The sequence below is a fragment of the Staphylococcus schleiferi genome, from assembly GCF_025558325.1.
Classification (GTDB): Bacteria; Bacillota; Bacilli; order Staphylococcales; family Staphylococcaceae; genus Staphylococcus; species Staphylococcus schleiferi.
On sequence record NZ_CP094712.1, the window covers coordinates 1,629,246 to 1,650,253 of the forward strand.

20 protein-coding genes are annotated in these 21,008 nt (G+C 37.3%); 1 reads left to right on the forward strand and 19 read right to left on the reverse strand.

Annotation, left to right across the window (positions count from 1 at the left end; translation table 11 throughout):
- Window positions 1-50: 50 nt before the first annotated feature.
- From rpsP to MUA40_RS07710, 16 genes are all read right to left on the reverse strand, one after another.
- A complete protein-coding gene (gene rpsP, locus MUA40_RS07635) occupies window positions 51-326 on the reverse strand; it encodes a 30S ribosomal protein S16 (protein WP_016424889.1) in 276 nt (91 codons plus the stop codon).
- A gap of 389 nt (window positions 327-715) precedes the next feature.
- Entirely contained in the window at window positions 716-2,083 is a 1,368-nt protein-coding gene (gene ffh, locus MUA40_RS07640; protein ID WP_016424888.1) for a signal recognition particle protein, read from the reverse strand.
- Between the two features lie 13 nt (window positions 2,084-2,096).
- Window positions 2,097-2,429, reverse strand: coding sequence for a putative DNA-binding protein (locus MUA40_RS07645; RefSeq protein ID WP_016424887.1), 333 nt, complete (start codon window positions 2,427-2,429; stop codon window positions 2,097-2,099).
- A gap of 3 nt (window positions 2,430-2,432) precedes the next feature.
- Window positions 2,433-3,626: a signal recognition particle-docking protein FtsY gene (gene ftsY, locus MUA40_RS07650; protein ID WP_167732753.1), complete on the reverse strand. Its 1,194-nt coding sequence runs from the start codon at window positions 3,624-3,626 to the stop codon at window positions 2,433-2,435.
- Complete coding sequence (smc, locus tag MUA40_RS07655) at window positions 3,627-7,196, reverse strand: chromosome segregation protein SMC (protein WP_016424885.1); 3,570 nt, start codon at window positions 7,194-7,196, stop codon at window positions 3,627-3,629. It lies immediately after the preceding gene.
- A 3-nt stretch (window positions 7,197-7,199) separates the two neighbouring features.
- On the reverse strand, window positions 7,200-7,931 hold the full coding sequence (gene rnc, locus MUA40_RS07660; protein ID WP_016424884.1) for a ribonuclease III: 732 nt from the start codon (window positions 7,929-7,931) through the stop codon (window positions 7,200-7,202).
- 294 nt (window positions 7,932-8,225) lie between these two features.
- Window positions 8,226-8,459 (reverse strand): acyl carrier protein, encoded by a 234-nt coding sequence (locus MUA40_RS07665; RefSeq protein ID WP_016424883.1) that lies wholly within the window; start codon window positions 8,457-8,459, stop codon window positions 8,226-8,228.
- A 277-nt stretch (window positions 8,460-8,736) separates the two neighbouring features.
- On the reverse strand, window positions 8,737-9,474 hold the full coding sequence (gene fabG / locus MUA40_RS07670; protein ID WP_167732752.1) for a 3-oxoacyl-[acyl-carrier-protein] reductase: 738 nt from the start codon (window positions 9,472-9,474) through the stop codon (window positions 8,737-8,739).
- The gene (gene fabD, locus MUA40_RS07675; protein WP_126495945.1) at window positions 9,467-10,393 is read right to left on the reverse strand and encodes an ACP S-malonyltransferase; all 927 of its coding nucleotides are present in this window, start codon (window positions 10,391-10,393) and stop codon (window positions 9,467-9,469) included. Before fabD ends, fabG begins: the two co-directional genes overlap by 8 nt.
- A 1-nt stretch (window position 10,394) precedes the next feature.
- Entirely contained in the window at window positions 10,395-11,372 is a 978-nt protein-coding gene (gene plsX, locus MUA40_RS07680; RefSeq protein ID WP_167732751.1) for a phosphate acyltransferase PlsX, read from the reverse strand.
- A gap of 1 nt (window position 11,373) precedes the next feature.
- Window positions 11,374-11,934 carry a transcription factor FapR gene (fapR, locus tag MUA40_RS07685; RefSeq protein WP_016424879.1) on the reverse strand — a complete coding sequence of 187 codons (561 nt, stop codon included), beginning with the start codon at window positions 11,932-11,934 and terminating at the stop codon, window positions 11,374-11,376.
- A gap of 144 nt (window positions 11,935-12,078) precedes the next feature.
- The gene (recG, locus tag MUA40_RS07690; RefSeq protein WP_194368859.1) at window positions 12,079-14,124 is read right to left on the reverse strand and encodes an ATP-dependent DNA helicase RecG; all 2,046 of its coding nucleotides are present in this window, start codon (window positions 14,122-14,124) and stop codon (window positions 12,079-12,081) included.
- Window positions 14,125-14,126: 2 nt separating this feature from the next.
- Entirely contained in the window at window positions 14,127-14,996 is an 870-nt protein-coding gene (gene sdaAA / locus MUA40_RS07695; RefSeq protein ID WP_126495953.1) for an L-serine ammonia-lyase, iron-sulfur-dependent, subunit alpha, read from the reverse strand.
- 16 nt (window positions 14,997-15,012) lie between these two features.
- Window positions 15,013-15,678, reverse strand: a complete 666-nt coding sequence (sdaAB, locus tag MUA40_RS07700; protein WP_016424876.1) for an L-serine ammonia-lyase, iron-sulfur-dependent subunit beta — start codon at window positions 15,676-15,678, stop codon at window positions 15,013-15,015.
- A 362-nt stretch (window positions 15,679-16,040) separates the two neighbouring features.
- Window positions 16,041-17,702 carry a fatty acid kinase catalytic subunit FakA gene (gene fakA / locus MUA40_RS07705; protein ID WP_016424875.1) on the reverse strand — a complete coding sequence of 554 codons (1,662 nt, stop codon included), beginning with the start codon at window positions 17,700-17,702 and terminating at the stop codon, window positions 16,041-16,043.
- A gap of 12 nt (window positions 17,703-17,714) precedes the next feature.
- A complete protein-coding gene (locus tag MUA40_RS07710) occupies window positions 17,715-18,089 on the reverse strand; it encodes an Asp23/Gls24 family envelope stress response protein (protein ID WP_016424874.1) in 375 nt (124 codons plus the stop codon).
- A 336-nt stretch (window positions 18,090-18,425) separates the two neighbouring features.
- On the opposite strand from MUA40_RS07710, the gene rpmB reads away from it, so the two are divergent.
- Window positions 18,426-18,614, forward strand: coding sequence for a 50S ribosomal protein L28 (rpmB, locus tag MUA40_RS07715; RefSeq protein WP_016424873.1), 189 nt, complete (start codon window positions 18,426-18,428; stop codon window positions 18,612-18,614).
- A gap of 67 nt (window positions 18,615-18,681) precedes the next feature.
- Here rpmB and MUA40_RS07720 read toward each other — a convergent pair whose 3' ends face one another.
- Genes MUA40_RS07720 through rsgA form a run of 3 tightly spaced genes read right to left on the reverse strand, consistent with a single transcriptional unit; the run spans window position 18,682 to window position 20,849 of the window.
- Window positions 18,682-19,320, reverse strand: coding sequence for a thiamine diphosphokinase (locus MUA40_RS07720; RefSeq protein WP_016424872.1), 639 nt, complete (start codon window positions 19,318-19,320; stop codon window positions 18,682-18,684).
- Between the two features lie 3 nt (window positions 19,321-19,323).
- Entirely contained in the window at window positions 19,324-19,974 is a 651-nt protein-coding gene (rpe, locus tag MUA40_RS07725; protein WP_016424871.1) for a ribulose-phosphate 3-epimerase, read from the reverse strand.
- Window positions 19,974-20,849 (reverse strand): ribosome small subunit-dependent GTPase A, encoded by an 876-nt coding sequence (gene rsgA / locus MUA40_RS07730; protein ID WP_155976633.1) that lies wholly within the window; start codon window positions 20,847-20,849, stop codon window positions 19,974-19,976. Before rsgA ends, rpe begins: the two co-directional genes overlap by 1 nt.
- Between the last annotated feature and the right edge of the window lie 159 nt (window positions 20,850-21,008).

A 21,008-nucleotide genomic window follows, 5' to 3' on the forward strand; every position in this document is an offset into this window, starting at 1 on the left:
ATTATGAGCACTTTTTATGATGGCTTTGACTGCTCAATGTTAAAACAAAATTATTTTGCTTTCTTTTGCTCATCGAAAGTTTTTAAAATACCTTCACGTGATAAAATATTGTGAACTGTATCTGTTGGTTTTGCACCGTCTTTTAACCATTTAAGTGCTAATTCTTCATCAATTTTAACCTCTGGCGCATTTACTGCTGCTGGGTTGTAAGTACCGATTTGCTCGATGATACGACCATCACGTGGTGAACGTGCATCTGCTACTACAATACGGTAAAATGGATTTCTTTTTGAACCTAAACGTGTTAAACGAATTTTAACTGCCATTTATTATTCTCTCCTTTAATTCTCATTAAGTTTTGTTATCTACAAGAAACTATAATAACAGGTCATACATCGTTTGTAAAGAGAAATTTCTTTACCAACATATATATTGAAATAAAGATGTTGGTGAAGCCTCGCAAAAGCTTTCAAACAGTCAATTATGGCTGTGTTTGATGCACAAAAGAAAAAGACAAACATTGAATGCGCTTGAGACAATGCAAAAATAAATAGCGCTCAGATGATTTTGAATAGAAAATCGCCTGAGCGCTATTTATTATAAATCTTCATATGATATAACTTCGCCAGCCTCAACCTGACCTGTAGTTTTCGGCGCCTAAGCAAACACGTTCATTGTGGCAAGGCTATCAAAAATTTGATGACTCGAACTCACTTTAGAATGGCAGATTCATGCCTTTAAGCATATTTTGTAATTGGTTTTGCTTACCTTTTTTACCTTTTCCGCCACCTGTAAATTGTTTCATCATTTTCTTCATATCGTTGAATTGTTTTAACAGACGGTTGACTTCTTGAATTGAGCGTCCAGAACCGTTCGCAATTCTACGTTTTCTAGAAACATTTAGTTTAGCAGGGTCTTCTCTTTCTGTCGGTGTCATAGACTGAATAATTGCTTTAATGTGATCGATTTGTTTATCGCTCATATTAAGTTTATCCAAGCCTTTCATTTTATTCATACCTGGAATCATTCTCATAATATCATCAAGTGGCCCTAAATTTTTCACTTGATCCAACTGTTCTAAAAAGTCATCAAGTGTGAATGACGACGTGCGCATTTTCTTTTCTAAGTCTTTAGCTTTTTCTTCATCCACTTCTTGTTGTGCTTTTTCAATCAGACTTAAAACGTCACCCATACCTAATATACGTGATGCCATACGTTCAGGATGGAACAATTCTAAGCCATCTAGCTTTTCGCTCATACCTATAAATTTAATCGGTTTTTGTGTTACTGCTCTAATAGAAAGTGCTGCCCCACCACGTGTGTCACCATCTAGTTTAGTTAATGTAACACCCGTAACATCTAACTGTTGATCAAATGACTCTGCCACATTTACAGCGTCTTGACCTGTCATTGCATCCACGACTAACATGATTTCATTTGGTTTAGCAATTTCTTTCACTTCTTGAAGCTCATTCATTAGCGCTTCATCAATATGCAGACGACCTGCTGTATCAATAATAACAAAGTCTAAATGCTCATCTTTTGCATGTTGCAATGCATTCGTCACGATTTGTTGAGGTTTAACTTGATCGCCCTCAGTGTAGACAGGGATGTCAATTTGTTTTCCGACAGTCTGTAATTGATTAATAGCGGCAGGACGATAAATATCAGCTGCAACGAGCAACGGCTTTTTATTGTATTTTTTACGCATTAATAAAGCTAGTTTCCCTGCAGTTGTCGTTTTACCTGCCCCTTGTAAACCTACCATCATCACAACTGTAGGTGGTTTTTTAGCCATCGTAATCGTACTATTATCGCCACCCATTAAAGCAGTGAGCTCCTCTTGTACGATTTTAATCACTTGTTGGCCTGGTGTTAATGACTTCATGACGTCAGAGCCTAAAGCTCGGTCTGAAACTGTCTTAACAAAGTTTTTGACGACTTTAAAGTTTACGTCCGCTTCTAATAAAGCAAGACGGACCTCCCGCATCATCGCTTTGATATCAGCTTCAGTCACTTTACCTTTACCTTTTATTTTCTGCATTGTCGCTTGCAGTCGATCGGATAATCCTTCAAAAGCCATAAAGTGACCCTCCTTATTCTAGTTCTTCAAGTTCTTTAATATATGATTGAATACGTTCTGGTTCTTTAATATTTTGATGCATTAATTGATAAATTTCTTGTCTTCGTTTAAAACGACGGTATAAACCCAATTTTGCTTCATAGTCTTCTACCAAATCGCCAGTTCTTCTTATGTTATCATACACTGCTTGACGACTCACTTCAAATGTCTCTGCAATTTCACTTAATGCATAATCTTCTAAATAAAAGAGTCGTAAGTAATTACGCTGCTTTTCTGTTAAGAGTGATTGATAAAAATCAAATAAGTAATTCATACGAATTGTTTTGATCAAGTCATTTTCATGCATAGGCTATGCCTCATTCTTAGAATCATCATCATTAGATTCTGGTACATTTTGTTCGATCATGTCAGCAAACAAACCATAAACGTAACTTTCAGCATTAAATGGTTGTAAATCATCCATTTTTTCACCAAGTCCTACATATTTAACTGGGATATGCAATTCATTACGTATCGCTAACACAATACCCCCTTTAGCTGTACCATCTAATTTCGTTAAAACGATACCTGTCACATTTGTAACTTCTTTAAACGCCTTAGCTTGTGCTAAAGCATTTTGACCTGTTGTTGCATCTAAGCAAAGTAAAACCTCATGGGGTGCTTCAGGAATCGAACGTGAGATAACACGCTTAACTTTTTCAAGTTCATTCATTAAATTTTGTTTATTTTGAAGTCGACCTGCTGTATCACAAATTAAAATATCGACACCTTTATTTTTAGCGGCGTTAATGGCATCATACATGACAGCGGCAGGGTCAGATCCTTCTCCTTGACGAACGACGTCAACACCCACGCGTTCACCCCATACTTCAAGCTGTTGAATGGCACCCGCACGGAAAGTATCACCTGCTGCGAGCATGACTTTTTTACCTTGCAATTGATAACGATGTGCTAACTTACCAATCGTTGTCGTTTTCCCTACACCATTGACACCGACCATTAAAATCACGTTTAAACGGCCATCTTCAATATTCATGACTTCTGATTGATCGTCATCTTGTTGGTATATTTCAACAATCTTTTCTACAATGGCTTCGCGTAAATCTTCAGTTTCTGTAATATTACGTCGCTTAGCTTCTAAACGTAATTCATCAACTAATTCCATCACAGTATTAAATCCAACGTCGGCTTGGATTAACATTTCTTCCAACGCTTCAAAGAAATCTTCATCCACTTTTCGATAATGCGCTAATAAGTTATTTAATTGATTTTGGAAGTTTTCACGTGATTTTTCTAAACCTTCACGGAATTTCGCACCAATTTTTTGAGATTCTAACTCTTCAAACTCTTCAATAGATATTAACCCATCATCGAACTCATCATCAATAGACGAACTATCGTCTTGAGGCTTTAATGAAGTGTCTGCTTCATTTAACTTTTTACGCTCCGCTTCATCTTGCATTGTCTCATCTTGTTGTAACAGTTCATCTTGTTCTCGCTCGGGTTTGGCAAACTTATCTTTTAATCGTTTAAAAAAGCTCATTTATTTTGAGTCCTCCTTTATCACTTCATCTATAGTATTCAAATTCACACTGACTAAACGGGAAACACCCATTTCTTGCATCGTCACACCGTAAAGACGGTCACACATTTCCATTGTGCCTTTACGATGGGTAATGACGATAAACTGTGTTTCCTTTGATAACGTTCTTAAATACGATGCATAGCGCATCACATTGGCTTCGTCTAATGCCGCTTCGACTTCATCAAGAATAACAAACGGCGCGGATCTAACTTTCAAGATTGCAAATAATAAAGCAATTGCACTTAGAGCTCTTTCACCGCCACTTAAAAGCGAGAGATGCTGTAATTTTTTGCCTGGCGGTTGGACTTTGATTTCGACGCCAGCAGTTAAATAATCTTTTTCAGTCAAAGTTAATTCTGCTTGTCCTCCGCCAAACAAGGACTTAAACACCTCAGCAAAATGGTCTTGAATCGCATGAAATGTTGTACTAAAACGGTCAGAAACCTCGACATCCATTTCTTGAATAATTTGCTCTAACGTTGATTTCGCATCACGTAAGTCGTTTCTTTGCTCAGAAAGGAACGTGTAACGCGCTTCGACCTCTTCATATTGTTCAATAGCATTCAGATTGACTGGCCCCAGTTCATCGATTGACATTTGTGTTAATTTCACTTTTTGACGTAATGCCTCAATCTCTTCAGGTTGACTTGGGTACGTTGCGGCTGCATGTTCATAAGTCATGTGATATTTTTCGTCTAAATGTTTTAACGCATGATCAATGAGTACGTCTAGTCGTGATTGGGCAGATTTAATGTCTTGATATTGACTCTCGATATCCAGTAAGTTTTGATGCGTGTCTTCTAATGCTTTTTCATTCGATTCTATTAAATCTTCTGTATCTTGACGTGTATGTCTTAGCTCATTTTGTTGATTTAAATCTGCTTGCTTTTCTTGTTGTTTTTGCGTGATTTGCGCTTGAATATTTTCTAAAATCGAACTGTCATTCACCTCATCAGAGTTTATGACTGCTAATTGATCAAGTAATTTTTGCTGATGCGCGTCGATGTCATGTTGTTCTTTATTATAACGTTTGAGATGCTGTTGCTGCGTCGTTAAACGTTCTTTAATAACGGCTAAGTCAGATTGGTATTGATGCAATTGTTGCTGAAGTTGTGTCGTCTGTACTTTACCTTCTTTATTTTTTTCAGTCATTGCTTTAATTTGTGCATCTAAAGCATTGAGTTCTTTTTCAATCTCATCTTTCCGCTTTTGCTTAGCAACTAATGTCGCTTCACTTTTATCTGCTTGATAACCGTCATTTTTTTCAAATTCAAATTCTTCATGCTCATTTTTCAAACGCTGCTCTATTTCAGTATAGCGATCAATCGCTAATGCTAAATCATGTAATTCGCGTTTCAACTGATTGTATTGTTGTTGTACCTCTACATAACGTTGACTCAAATCATCTTGCTCTTTTTTTCTTTTTTGGCAAGCTTGTTCGAGCGCCTGTGTTTGTGCAACATATTGTTTGAGTTGTGCTTGCAAACGGTTCAGCTCATCTTTTTGCCCTAATATCGTTTGGCGTTGCTGTGTACCACCACCTGTCATAGAGCCACCAGGATTAACAATTTCGCCTTCTAACGTGACGATACGCGTTTTATATTGAATTGCCCGTGCAATTTCATTCGCATGTTTTAACGTATCTACAATCAAGGTTCGACCTAATAAATTGTCGATGATATGTCGATACTGCGCGTCAACTTGCACTGCATCACTAGCAATAGTAATAAATCCCGCTTGCTGTTCCGCAATACGTACGAGTGACACATCAAGCTTTTTCCCTTTAATGACAGATAAGGGTAAAAATGTAGCACGACCTAGTCTTTTTGTTTTTAAATAATTAATGGCTTCACGTGCGGCACGTTCATCAGTAACAATGACATGTTGTGTCGTTGCGCCCAAAGCTGTTTCAATGGCAGTCGTATATTCGTTAGAAACATTGATTTGTTGGGCAACAGCACCATGGATGCCAGTCAATTGATTTTTAGCTTGTAAAACTGCTTTAACTCCTTGATAAAAATGGCTAAAATCTTCTTCACGTATTTTCATACTTTCAATTCGTGATTTTAGCTTATCATTATATCGATAAGCCTGATACAACCTTGATTCATCATCTTTTTGATTTTGTTGAATTTGAGCTAATTCATTTTCGAATTGCTCACTTTGTTGCTGCACCGCTTGCATTCGTTGTTGCTTGTCATGACGTTGCTGACTCATGGTTTCAATTTGATGTTGCGCCTCTTTTAGCTGATTATAAGCTTCAGTCAAACGTGAATCTAGGCGAGATTGCTTCACTTTATGTTCATCAATCGTACGCGTTAGAAAGCGAATATCATTATTAACGTCCGCTTGTTCCGTCATTAATTGATAGTAAGTATCTTTACTTTGCTCTAATGTTTCTTCAATGGACTCATCCGATTGATATAACTGGTCCTCTAACTTTTGGATATGATGATTAAGCGTTTTACGTTTTTCTTTCAAATCTGAAATCGTTCTTTCTACTGCTTGCATATCTTTTTCAAGTTGCGCCTGTTGACGCTCTAACGCAGCTTGTTCTTCTTCAATGCGTGCGTTGGCTTGAGACTGATTCTTTTGTCTTTCTTCAATCAATTGATATTGACCCGACAACTTTTCAACTTGCTCAGTAGATTCAATCAATTTTTGGTTAACCTTTTCAAGTTGTTGATCGATTTCATAACGCTTCCCTTTAGCGGTCTGAATCATATGCGTAATTTTAGATTTTTTTTGCGCGATTTTAGCTTGGGTGCTCTTTAATTCATTTAAGGTCGCATCATGCGTTTCGATTTGTTTTTGATAAGACTGAATATCGTGAACAGTGACTCTAATATCACTTTGTTCTAATGTTTGACTGAGTTGCAAATATTCTTTTGCGATTGACGCTTCTTCTTTTAAAGGTTCTACTCTACCTTCTAAGTCATACAAAATATCTTCAACACGTGTCAGATTGATTTCTGTATCATCGAGTTTTTCTAGTGAGGCTTCTTTTCTCTTTTTATATTTTAGAACGCCTGCTGACTCTTCGATAATTTGACGCCTATCAATCGGTTTGGCATTCAAAACCTCATCCACTTTACCTTGAGAAATAATGCTAAATGCTTCTTTTCCCAAACCTGAATCTAAAAATAACTCTCTAATATCTTTGAGACGCTGTCTTTCATTATTAAGATAAAAAGCGCTATCTCCATTACGATAAAGTCGTCTTGTTACAACAACTTCTGCAGCATCGATATTCAAAATGCCTTTGCTGTTATCTAATTTCAACTGAACCTCTGCAAAATTTTGTGCATGACGATGTTTTGAACCGGAGAAAATAATATCCTCCATCTTACTCCCACGCAATACACGTGCAGATTGTTCACCGAGCACCCATTTAATTGCATCGGTAATATTACTTTTACCACTCCCATTAGGTCCTACAATTGCAGTTACACCTTCATCAAATTCAATCTGCGTTGACTCAGCAAATGATTTAAATCCATATGCATCAATTGACTTTAAATACACCATTGTCTACTCCTTATGTGTCATTTGCAAATATGCCTGTTCAGCTGCTTTTTGTTCAGATTCTTTTTTAGTACGTCCTTCACCTTGAGATACAGGCTTCCCATTGATTATAATTTCAGAGGTAAAAGTTTTATTATGCGCAGGCCCGTCTTCTTTAGCGATACGATACGTAATGACGCCAAGATAATTCTGATGAACATACTCTTGCAATTTCGTTTTGAAATCAATCACGCCTAAATGTTGCTGATCTTTTACATGAGGAAAAATAACAGCTTCTGCAAATTTCCAAACCGTTTCTAACCCTTGATCCAAATATATTGCACCGACAAATGCTTCAAACACATCAGCCACTAATGAAGGGCGAGTTCGACCACCCGTTTTTTCTTCGCCTTTTCCTAACAAAATCAATGGCATCAGATCAATTTGCTGTGCAAAAATGACGAGTGAAGGTTCACAAACCATTGTTGCCCTCATCTTTGTTAAATCCCCTTCTGGTAAATGCGGGTATTCATCAAATAAATAACGCGAGACGGTTAATTCTAATACCGCATCCCCTAAAAATTCTAATCGCTCATTATGCTCGATTCGTTCCATATTATAATCGTTTATAAAACTTGAATGAGAAAATGCCTGTTGATATATCGAAATATCATGATAGGTTAAATGAAGTTCTTTCATTTTATTTTTAAAGTTTTTTTCAAATTGTAATACTAGTTCTTCCTTTCTCACCTTCGCCATGAGTTGACCTCCTTGTATTGAGTGTTTTTGAGGTACATGATGATGTCTTCACAGTCTTTTCCGTTCGACACAACATTCACCACAAGTGTACCAAGAGGTGATATATGAATATGAACACGCTCCCAAACTTTTAGTGAGCACATCACATGTTGTCATGTTGTTCACTAAAAGTGGGACTCATCATTCAATTGACACTTCAATCACAATTGCTCTTCTATTATACGTGATGTTACACTTGAAACCTATCAGATTAGTAAAAAATCTGAGCCGAAACATCGACTCAGATGAAAACAATTATTTTTCAAGTGTATTAATGTAATTAACAGCGTCTCCAACTGTGTTGATTTTTTCCGCTTCTTCATCTGGAATTTCAGTACCAAATTCATCCTCTAATTCCATCACTAATTCAGCAATATCAAGTGAATCTGCACCTAAATCTTCTTTGAAAGATGCACCTTCAGTTACTTTATCAGCGTCTACGCCTAAACGATCAACAATGATGTCTTTTACTTTATCGAAGTTTTCCACAGCCCTTCACCTCCTTTAAAAGCTTGTGCTGTAGTTCAACACTTTGCATGATTCTTCGTATCGAATTGAAACACTCGACTGTTATATTTTGCCATTTTATTGGCCTAAATACAACCCATTTCCGAGAAGACTCATCCGTTTACGAGAACTATTATACCATGATTCAAATCATATGAAATCGATATTTGATTAATATGCATTAAAATATTTATTTCACATTTATTTGTTACAATCATTTCACACTTTTTTAGTCTGAAACAAAGTCATGTCTCAAACTTTATTCCATATGCATGCCACCATTTACATGTATCGTTTGACCTGTGATATATTCCGCTTTATCAGAAGCAAGAAATGCAACTGTATGCGCAATATCCGTATCTTGTCCAAAGCGACCTAGTGGAATTTGTGATTTCATCGTTTCTTTCAACTCGTCATTTAATGCATCTGTCATGTCAGAAACAATAAAACCAGGGGCTACTGCATTAACCGTAATGTTACGTGATGCAAGTTCTCTTGCCGCTGTTTTTGTCATACCAATGACACCCGCCTTAGACGCAACATAGTTAATTTGTCCAGGATTCCCTACCGCACCGACGATACTTGTTAAGTTGATAATGCGACCATGGCGTTGTTTTAACATTTGTGGCGTCACTTTTTGAATACAATTAAAGACACCTTTTAAGTTTGTATCAATGACTTCGTCCCATTCACGTTCTTTCATTCTTATCAATAGATTATCTCTTGTAATCCCTGCATTGTTTACAAGTACATCGATTGAACCAAATGTTTTAACGACTTCTTTAATCATCGCTTTTACTTCATCGCCGTTTGAAACATTAGCTTGAATGGCTACTGCATCAACGCCTTTTTGTTTAATTTGTTCAACAACTTCTTCTGCTTTTTCTTGATTGCCTGCATAGTTAACGACAACATGATAACCTTCTTCTGCTAACTGCAATGCAATACTACGGCCGATACCGCGAGAAGCGCCTGTGACTAATGCTACTTTACTCATCTGCTTTCCATTCCTTTACATCTTCGAGTGTTTGGATCGAAGTTATTTTTACATTTCTGTTAATCTTTTTAACTAAACCGGATAGAACTTTGCCTGGACCTACTTCTATAAAGTGGTCTACACCTTGTTCGATTAACCATTCTACAGAATCAATAAATTGAACAGGGACATATAACTGTTTAATCATATTTTGCTTGATTTGTGTCGCATCTACTTCAGCGGATGCATTCACATTTTGAACGACTGGTGTTGTCGCTGAGTGCCATTCAAACTGATTAATATAAGTTGTAAATTCTGATTCAATGACTTGCATCATCGACGAATGAAATGGTCCTGAAACATCTAACGGTAAAACACGTTTAGCACCTAAACTTTTACCATCAGCCACAAAACGATCGATGGCTTCTTTATGACCTGAAACAACAATTTGACCAGGACAATTGATATTCGCAGGTTCAACGACGTACTGTTCCGTTGAAATTTGATCACAAATCGCTTTCACTTCATCCAAAGAGAGACCTAATACGGCTGCCATACTTCCGACGCCTTTAGGAAAAGCTTGTGCCATGAGTTCCCCACGTTTACGAACGATTTGAACGGCATCTTCAAATTTTAAAACACCGCTCATCACTAAACTCGCATATTCACCGAGACTATGACCTAATGTAAAGTCACTTTTAGGTTGTCCCATAGCCGCATAAAGCGCCATACTGTGCGTAAGAAGCGCAGGTTGTGTATTTTCAGTTTGACCTAAAATCCCTTCCGGATCCTCAAACATCGTTTCTAATAAATCAAAAGGCATTTGTGATTGTGCTTCATCAAGAATATGTGTTGCAGCTTGATCTTGTTGATACAAATCTTGTGCCATTCCGACTTTTTGGGCACCTTGTCCCGGAAACATTAAAACTGTTTTACCCACTTTATTCAGCCACCTTTTCTCTCATGTTTTCAACAATGCGCGTATCCGCTGCAATTTTTGCTTGGCGAATCGCTGAATAAAAAGCTTTGGCATTTGAACTTCCATGTGCTTTTACTACAATTCCATCAAGCCCAAGTAGCACCGAGCCGCCATACTCAGTGTAATCTAATTGTTTCGCAATATGCTTAATATCTTTTTTCATCATTAAAGCTGCCAGTTTATTTTTCACACTATGTAATAAATCATTTTTAATGATTTTTCCAAACGATTTGGCAATACCTTCTAAATTTTTCAAAATCATATTACCTGTATAACCGTCTGTCACTATGACATCTGCTTCGTCTTCCATGATAGACTTCGCTTCAATATTACCAACAAATTGAAACTGTTCAGTTTTTGACATTAAGTTAAAAGCTTCTTTTGTTAAGCTGTTTCCTTTTTTAGCTTCGGTACCGATATTTAACAACGCAACTTTAGGCGTTTCAATACCTCTTAGCTTTTGTGCATAAATATGTCCGAGCACAGCATTTTGATATAAATGTTCGGCCTTTGCGTCAGCATTTGCGCCTACATCTAAGAGGACAACACCTTTACCCTTTACTGTTGGTAATGTTACCACTAGTGCTGGACGTGCAACACCCGGTAAGCGGCCTACGATAAATAGTCCTGCCGACATGAGTGCACCCGTATTCCCAGCTGATACACATGCATCTGCCTCACCATTTTTTACCGCTTCTGCCATACGTACCATTGAACTGTCTTTTTTACGCTTAATTGCGCGAACAGGTTCATCTTCCATCGTAATTTCTTCAGTCGTATGTCTGACTTCTACTCTAGGATGCTGAATATGACATTGCTTTTCATCCCCAAATAAAATTATTTCCAAGTCCTCAAAATCATTAACTGCTTTTTCAACACCTTCGAGAACGATATTCGGTGCATCGTCGCCACCCATCATATCTACAGCTAATTTTACCATCTTATTCATCCTCACTTATGTAATACATTTTAAATATTCCTTCAAAGACTCTTTCTTTTTCAACATAAGAAGTGACACTCATTTCATAATATTTGTCATCATGAAATTGAACCTCTGCTGTTGCCATGACAACATCACCTAAATGAACAGGTTTTACAAAGTGAATATGACTTTCTTTTGTTAATACAGCGATATGTTTAACCATTGCGACACATAAAGAATTCGCTTGTGCAAACAAAACATGTCCACGCGCGATTTCATTTCTAGAAAAAACGTCCTTTTTGGTGATTGTCAAAATAGATTTCCCATAATGATTCGGTTCAAGCGAAACGATATCACCGATAATGTCTTGATCCTCCAAAGCACTAATATTTTGGTATTGATCTTTTGCGACACTTTTCACACGTTCACGTAGTTCTGGTATTTTAAGTTGACTACGATCAAGACGAATCGTTTGTATACTCACTTCAAACATCTCGCTTAATGCTTGATCCGTAATGAACGGATTTTGTTGGATGGTTGTTTCAATTAGCGCGCGTCTCTCATCCTTAGTCTTTTTCACATCATCGCCACCCAAAATTTAGTACCAAGTCTCAATTGACTCCACATTATTTTAACACGTTCAACCTTAGTTTCAAAACAATTTAATATGCTTGTAAAGTGTGATGACACAGCGATTTTCTCTCTTATTTTTTGAGTGTCATCATTAATCAAAACTTTGATAGAGTATTTTATCTTCAATAAATGTGCGCAAACGTTCGTATGCTGGCGTGAAAAAGTCACCTGATTGAATGAGTTGTGCAGCCTCATCCCTTGCAACTTCTAGCATTCGATAATCTTCAACAAGATTTCCGACTAAAAAGTCAGGCAAGCCACTTTGTTTCACACCAAAAAAATCTCCCGGTCCACGCATTTCTAAATCTCTCTCACTCAGTTCGAATCCATCCGTGGTCTGCGTCATAATTTGCATCCGTTCGATACCGGTCTCGGTTTTAGGAGAAGCAATCAGCACACAATAACTTTGATGGTCACTTCGACCGACCCGTCCACGAAGTTGGTGTAAAGTAGATAATCCGAAGCGGTCTGCATCATATATCATCATAAATGTTGCGTTAGGCACATTGACCCCTACTTCGACAACAGTTGTTGCAACAAGCACATCAAGTTCATGAGCACTAAACTGATGCATCACTTGATCTTTCTCATCCGAAGTCATTCTTCCGTGTAACAGTCCAATCCGCTGATTTGGCAAGGCAACTTGCAGATTTTCATATAAAGCAATTGCATTTTGCACATCTTCCAAATGCTCAGAGCTTTCTATTAATGGTGAAATGACATAAGCTTGGCGTCCCTTTTTCAACTCATTATTCATTTTTTCAATGGCTAGATCGTATCTTTCATGTTTGATCCAATGCGTTTGAATAGGCTTGCGTCCTTTAGGTAGACTTTTTATTGATGAAACATCCATTTCACCAAAAACTGAAATTGCCAACGTCCTAGGTATAGGGGTAGCTGTCATAAATAATACATTGGACAAAGCCCCTTTTTCACGCAGCTTCTGTCTTTGTTGAACGCCAAAGCGGTGTTGTTCGTCTGTAATTACTAAGCCCACATCTTTAAAATTAACGTCATCTTGAATTAATGCATGTGTTCCTACTACACAATCTATCTCTCCGTTTTCCAACTGTTCTAAAAGTAATTTTCGTCTTTTCCCTTTGACCGAACCTGTCAGAAGTGCCACATTCATATGCGGCCCAAATAGTTGTGCAAGGCTATCAGCATGTTGTTCTGCAAGAATTTCTGTCGGTACCATTAAAGCAGATTGAAAACCTGCAGTCTTCATCGCATACATACAAATCGCCGCTACAACCGTTTTACCTGACCCAACATCTCCTTGTAACAAACGATGCATCCGTATCGGCGCTTTCAAATCTCTAAAGATTTCATTCACACTCTGCTTTTGACCTTCTGTTAATTCAAATGGCAACGTTTGAATAAAAGCTTTGACTCGTTGCAAATCATAATCCACTTCAATCGCTTCATCAGATGATTTTTCAATTCTGTTCAACCATTGCATCCGTAATTCAAACATAAAAAATTCTGTAAATGCAAACGTTCGTCTCGCTTTAATGAGAGACTGTTGATCTTTCGCTTCATGTAAAGCGTGCAATGTATCGCTCAATGTTTCTAATTTATATTTAGTACGCAACGCTTCAGGTAACCATTCTTCAATCGTAATATGATTTAATGTTTCTCGTATCATATCTCTAAGTTGTTTTTGTTTAATCCCTTCCTTTACACGATAGATGGGGGTGTACTGGGCATCGGAAAGGGAATCAGCACTAAAAAACATTTTGTTTCCATTTATTTCTTGCTTTCGTCGTGACCATTTCCCTTTTATAATGACTGTTTCATGTAATTGGATTTTATTCTTCAAATAGGGCTGATTAAAATATATCGCTTTCACTGCAACGCCATTTACCATTACATGCACAGTTAACTTAGAGCGGTTACGTCCAAAAAAAGCGACAGTTGGAGTCGAATAAACTTCTCCTCGAACTGTCACATTGGCTTCATCTTCCGCAGTTGTGATATCTACCAACGTATTATCTTCATAACGCGTTGGCAAATAAAGCACAAGATCTTGAATGGTATCAATATTCATTTCATTTAAAACGGCGAGTCGCTTTGGACCTAAGCCTTTAATTTCCTTTAAACTATAAGGATTATTGATAAGATTGATGTTTGTCATATTTAATCACCAAAAATTTGTTGTTTTAATCGTTGACCGGTCGGTGTACCTGCCAAGCCACCACGGCCCGTTTCACGTAACGCAGAAGGCATCGTTTGTCCAATTTTGTACATCGCATCAATCACTTCGTCGGTAGGAATACGAGATTCAATCCCCGCTAAAGCCATGTCAGCAGAAACAATCGCATTTGACGCACCTGCAGCATTTCTTTTAACACAAGGGACTTCCACTAAACCTGCGACCGGGTCACAAACTAAGCCGAGCATATTTTTAAGACAAATTGCAAATCCTTCTGCGGATTGTTGTGGCGTACCACCTGCCGCTTCTACAATAGCAGCAGCTGCCATCGCACTTGCTGAACCCACTTCAGCTTGGCATCCGCCTGCCGCCCCTGAGATAGAGGCATTATTTGCTACAACGAAACCAAACGCGCCTGATGTAAGTAAAAAATTCAGCATATCTTGTCGACTTAATTGTAATCGATTTTTTAGTGAAAATAAAACGCCAGGTACAACACCTGCTGAACCAGCAGTTGGTGTCGCACAGATTTTCCCCATTGCTGCATTGACTTCATTTGTTGCCACTGCTTTACTCACAGCATCTAAAACGAGATCTCCAGCAAGGGTTTGGCCTTTTTCAATATACGCTTTCATTAAAACAGCATCGCCACCTGTTAGCCCTGTTTTAGATGTGACGCCAGCAAGTCCTTCTTCTAATGCTTTTTCCATTGTTTCTAAGTTATGATTCATCTGTGTATAAACAGCTTCAGCAGACAAACCTGTAACAGCCATCTCTTGTTCGAGCATCACTTCATATATCGCTTTATTTTCAGCTTCACATTTCGCAATTAATTCTTTCACACTCTTAAACATTTTAATGCTTTCCATTTTACGCATCCCCCATTAACGATACTGTCACAACACCAGGTACTTTTCTAATCAAACCTAAAACATCTTCACTAATATCATCATCTAATTCACAGGTCATTAATGCTTCGTCGCCTTTTTCTTTACGCGCGACTTGCATACTCCCAACATTAATGCTGTAATCACCTAAAATATTAGCTACTTTACCTATTGTACCGAATGTGTCTTGGTGGAAGACGAGTAAGGTTGGATAATTACCACTAATCGCAAGTGGAAAACCATTAATCGCCACAATTTCTATTTTGCCACCACCGATTGAAACACCTTCAACAGATATATTTTTATCGCCATCTGTCATATCTATAATCGCTGTATTCGGGTGTGAACGTTCCTCAGTCATTTCTATAAAATGTACCCGCATTCCTTGTGATTCTGCGGTTTCCAAACTAGATTCAATTCGATCATCATCTGTATCGTAACCTAACAATCCGCCGACCAATGCTACGTCTGTACCATGTCCTTTGTACGTTTCCATAAAAGAACCATATAAATAGATATCAGCACGATTCGGTTGTTTTCCAAACAGATCTCTAGCAACCAATCCGATTCTGACTGCACCTGCTGTATGTGATGATGAAGGACCGACCATTGTTGGCCCTATAATATCAAATACGCTTTTATACTTCATTTTTTGCTCCCCCCGTTTTAGACCACTTAAAGTGTAACTTTATTATAACAATCTTCCATATTGATTAAAAATTTGACATTGTAAACATATAAAATAGAAAGTTTCATAAATATTTAAAACATCTTCTTAATGACATGCAATCACTCAATATCATTCATTAACGCCACTAATTGATGTTATTTTTCATTAAAAATAGGAGTAAAACAGTCATCTCATATTAAACAAGAAATGACTATTTCACCCCTATGAGGCGTAATCACATATGAAAGTAATCCATCTATTTCATTGCGCCTCTTCAACATAGATATCAGCGCCCTAAGTCAAGCATAAAAGACCGCACACTGAGCTACTGAATCCATGGTTTATTCGACGGCAAACAAATAAGGATAAATAGGTTGTTGACCATTTTGAACTTCAATCTCAACATCTTCAAAATGTGTTTCAACAAATGATTCAATCCATTCAGTTGTTTCTGAATTTGCTTCATCACCAGTAATAATCGTTAGAATTTCACTATCTTCATCCAACATTGTTTCCAAAGTTTTTTGAACGACTTGTTGTTCATCACGATCACTCGCAATGATTTTATCTTCCACTAATCCCATATATGCATCTTTTTCAATTTTAATGCCATCAATTTTTGTATCTCGAACAGCATATGTAATTGAACCAGACTTCACATTTTCTAAAGCCGCAGTCATCGCAGTTTCATTTTCATCAAGTTCAACACTTTCATCATAATGGAACATAGCTACAATACCTTGAGGCACAGTACGCGTTGGAATGACAACAGCTTCTACGTCAACAATTTCAGCTGCTTGTTGACTGGCCATTTGTATATTTTTATTATTCGGCAAGATAATTGCACGTTTGCAACCACTTTCATTAATCACATTGACGATATCTTCCGTAGACGGATTCATCGTTTGACCACCACTAATGACATGTGTTGCACCCATGGATTTAAATAATTCCGTAATGCCCTCGCCCATAGAAATCGTAACGATTGCCGTTTCAACATTTTGAGCAGGTTCTTGCTTTTGTTTTGTACTTTCATTCGATGCTTCTTTACGTAATACCTCACGATGTTGTTCGCGCATATTTTCAGCTTTAACTTTAATTAATTCACCGTATTTTTGACCGAACGTGAATACTTCGCCTGGCGTCTCAGTGTGAACATGAACTTTAACAATTTCATCGTCACTAATCACAAGTAAAGAATCACCAAATCCACTCATATCTGAACGGAAAGTCGTTTCATCAAATTTTTCTTTGCCAGGTTGAAAGCGGACCATCATTTCAGTACAGTAACCGTAAACAATATCTTCTGTGTTAATGACACCGTGAAAATCATGTTCATCATTAAAGAAAGTTTCTGTATCCACTTTAGGTGCATGCGCTTCTACTTTTTCACCTTTCATTGCTTTTAAGAAACCTTCATAAACAAGCGTTAATCCTTTACCACCACTGTCAACAACACCGACTTCCTTTAAGACAGGTAAAAGATTCGGTGTATTTTCAAGTGATTTTTGCGCAGCCTCATAAACGCGCGTCATCATTTCCAAACAGTCTTCTGTTTCTTCAGCTACATCGATTGCTGCTTGTGCTGCATCTTTCGCAACAGTTAAAATTGTTCCTTCAACCGGTTTCATCACTGCCTTATACGCTGTTTTAACACCGGCGTCAAAACTGTGCGCAAACTGCTTAGCATCGATATCTTTTTCATCTTCTAATGCTTTAGAAAAACCTCTAAAAATTTGTGATAAAATCACACCTGAATTACCACGTGCGCCCATCAACAAACCTTTTGAAAAAGCTTTCCCTAAGTCACCGATATGACTTGTAAGATGACTTTGAACTTCTTCGCGCCCTGAAGTCATAGATAAGTTCATATTTGTCCCTGTGTCCCCGTCAGGTACTGGATAAACATTTAACGCGTCAACCATATCCGCATTATTCGATAAGTTTTGAGCCCCTTGTATAATCATTTCGGCAAATAAATTGCCGTTGATCTTAGTAATCATGCAAATATCCTCCTATTTGTCATTCCCGTCATTATTAAAACGTACGCCCTGTACAAAAATATTCACAGAGTTTACTTTTAGTTTTAATGTATGCTCTAAAGTATATTTCACTGTTGATTGCACATTTTGCGCAACTTCTGAGATTTTAACGCCATAGCTGACAATGATATGCATATCAACATCTAATACGCCTTCATTTTCTCTCACAACAATACCTTTAGCATAATTTTCATGTCCGAGAATTTCTGCAATACCATCTCTCACTTGCTGACGAGATGCCATACCCACAATACCGTAACATTCTACAGCTTTTCCGCCTACAATAGATGCTATCACTTCGTTTGAAATGTCAATACTACCATAATCATTCGTAATTTCTAATGCCATATCATACGCCTCCTATTCTCAATCAGTCCGCTTTATGTCATCATCCATTTTTTAATTTTCAAAACTTACATGAACAAAATGTAAAGAAAATCAATTTCTAGTAAACCTTATATTACTATACATACAAGTCTTATGCCAATGGAGATGTTCCTTGTTCGTCATTCTTAGCAAACAACGTTTAATCACAACAGTAAATTATATCAGAAATCGACCACTACAAAAAGTAATATCTGAAAATATACCCTAATTTAATATTGCATGTCAATGTTTAATGTGGTATATTACGTTAGTATGTAGTAGCAAAGTGTATTTGTATTTCTTAAAGGAGGTACGATGATGGGTAAAGAATGTTTCGTTACAGGACGTAAAGCTTCAACAGGAAACAACCGTTCACACGCGTTAAACGCTTCAAAACGTCGTTGGAATGCTAATTTACAAAAAGTTAGAATCCTTGTTGATGGTAAACCTAAAAAAGTTTGGGTTTCAGCTCGTGCTTTAAAATCAGGTAAAGTCACTCGCGTATAATTAACAAAATAGATTAAAATAAAACGAGTCTTTATGTGGAAGACTCGTTTTTTTGTTGCTTTAATTTTTATTCGTCACGGCTTCTCATAAGAAAAACCGCCCCTTCATGAACAATCACTTCGCCCTTATCCTCTATAAATTCATTTGAAATCGTCAGTGTGGATCCGCGTTGTAAAGTCACTTCATCTAATTCATACTTAAAACCTTTTAAAGATAACTTCACCTGATCTGCACCTAAAGGAAAAGATACATATTTAAAACTTTCATTATTCTCGATTGTGTAGCGACCCTCTGTTAAATATTCAATCTCATTCATTTTATCAATTATTACTATTTTCTTGTTTACAAAATCTGGATTTTGGAGCAATGCCATTGCGCCCATAAAGTGATCTAGTCGTCCACCTGTAGCGCCATAGATTTGAATGTCATCGTAACCTAAAGCAACTGCTTGGTGAACCGCTAGCGCTAAATCTGTATCTGCTTTTTCTGCAGGCACAGGTTCAATTGCAATATGCGATTTAATCCATTCACGTTCAGAAGATGAAATCGAATCAAAATCACCTACCGCAAAAACAGGTGTGATTTGATGTTGAAGTAAAAGAAGTGTGCCTCTATCAACACCCGCCCACTCTTGATCATGATGGTGTTCTAATAGTTTTTCAGGTAAAGTACGAGAACTACATAACAAACAGATGCTTTTTGTCATGGGCTATGCCTCACCTTTTAAAATTTGTGTGGCTTGCTGATAATTTTGTTGATTAAAGAAATAAGAACCAGCCACTAACCAATCCGCACCCGCTTCAATCACTTGAGCTGCTGTTTCGGCATTGACACCACCATCAACTTCAATTTTAAAATCAAGTTCACGTTGTTTTCTTTGTTCTTTTAATTGCGCTATCTTTCTTAATGATGATGGAATAAATTTTTGGCCACCAAATCCAGGGTTTACGGACATAATCAGAACATAATCCACTTCATCTAAAAGCGTGTCTAAAGCACTGATGGGTGTACCTGGATTAATGACAACACCCGCTTCAACCCCTCTATTTTTAATTCTTTGAATAATTCTGTGGATATGCGGTGTAGCTTCATAATGTACAGACAGTTTATTTGCACCTTTATCGATAAAAGTATCAATATACTGCTCTGGGTTATTAATCATTAAATGAACGTCAATCGGTAAAGATGTCGCAGATCGGACAGCTTCAAGAATTGGAAAACCAATTGAAATATTTGGAACGAATTGACCGTCCATCACATCAAAATGCAGCGCATCTACCCCTGCACGCTCAAGTTCAATCATTTCCTGTTTTAAGTTCAGAAAATCTGCCGATAATAAAGAAGGAAATATTTTTGTCATTAGTACCTTACCTTTCGATTAGAAATTTCATTAAAAAGTTGAACATAATGCTGATAACGGAATTCAGGTAGCTCATTTTGTGCTACTTTCTCTTTGACATGACATTTGGGTTCATTAATATGGTAACAGTTTCTAAACTTACAAAGTTCACCCAATTGTGCGATATCGATAAAATAGTCTCGAAGCTCTTCCTTTTCGATATGTTCAAAATCTAAAGCGCTAAATCCTGGTGTATCAGCGATATGCCCATTTTCACGCTTATATAATTCGACATGTCTTGTTGTATGCTTACCTCTATTTAAAGATTGTGATATTTCATTCGTTGCCAACGCTAAATCTGGCGCATAGCGATTTAGAAGCGTTGATTTCCCTACACCAGACTGACCGCTCAATACAGCCAAACCAGGCGCCCAATCTTTAAAGACACGCTTCACATCGTCATCTTTACCAATAAATTGTGTTTGATAACCTATTTTCTCATAATAATCTAATGTGTCTTGAATTTTAATTTGCTCATCTTTAGACGCAAGATCTTTTTTAGTAATTAAGATGTTAGGATGTAGACCATATGAATGTCCGATGACGAGAAAACGATCTAAGAGTTGACTTGAAAAATTGGGTGACACCGCGCTCATCACAACAATCAACAAGTCAATATTACTCACAGGTGGGCGTTTTAATTCATTCTTCCGAGGATGTACATGCTGAATATAGCCTGATGAATGGGTTTCAATATCGATGTCGACAATATCACCAACAATCGGCGAAATTTGTTTTTTTCTAAAAAGCCCTCGTGCTTTTGCATCATATATTTCACCTTCAACATCGACTCGATAAACACCACTTAATGATCTGATAATTCTACCTGTTTTCAAATTCACACCTCATTTTTTCCTTTAGATTCCTTAGTTATTATATCAAAGCCAAGCACACAAAGACATTATAAAGTGCGGAACGAATCCATCATCTCTATATTAAATATATAGAATATGAGAATACGCCATATGGTTTCGAATGCTTAAACAACATTTGAA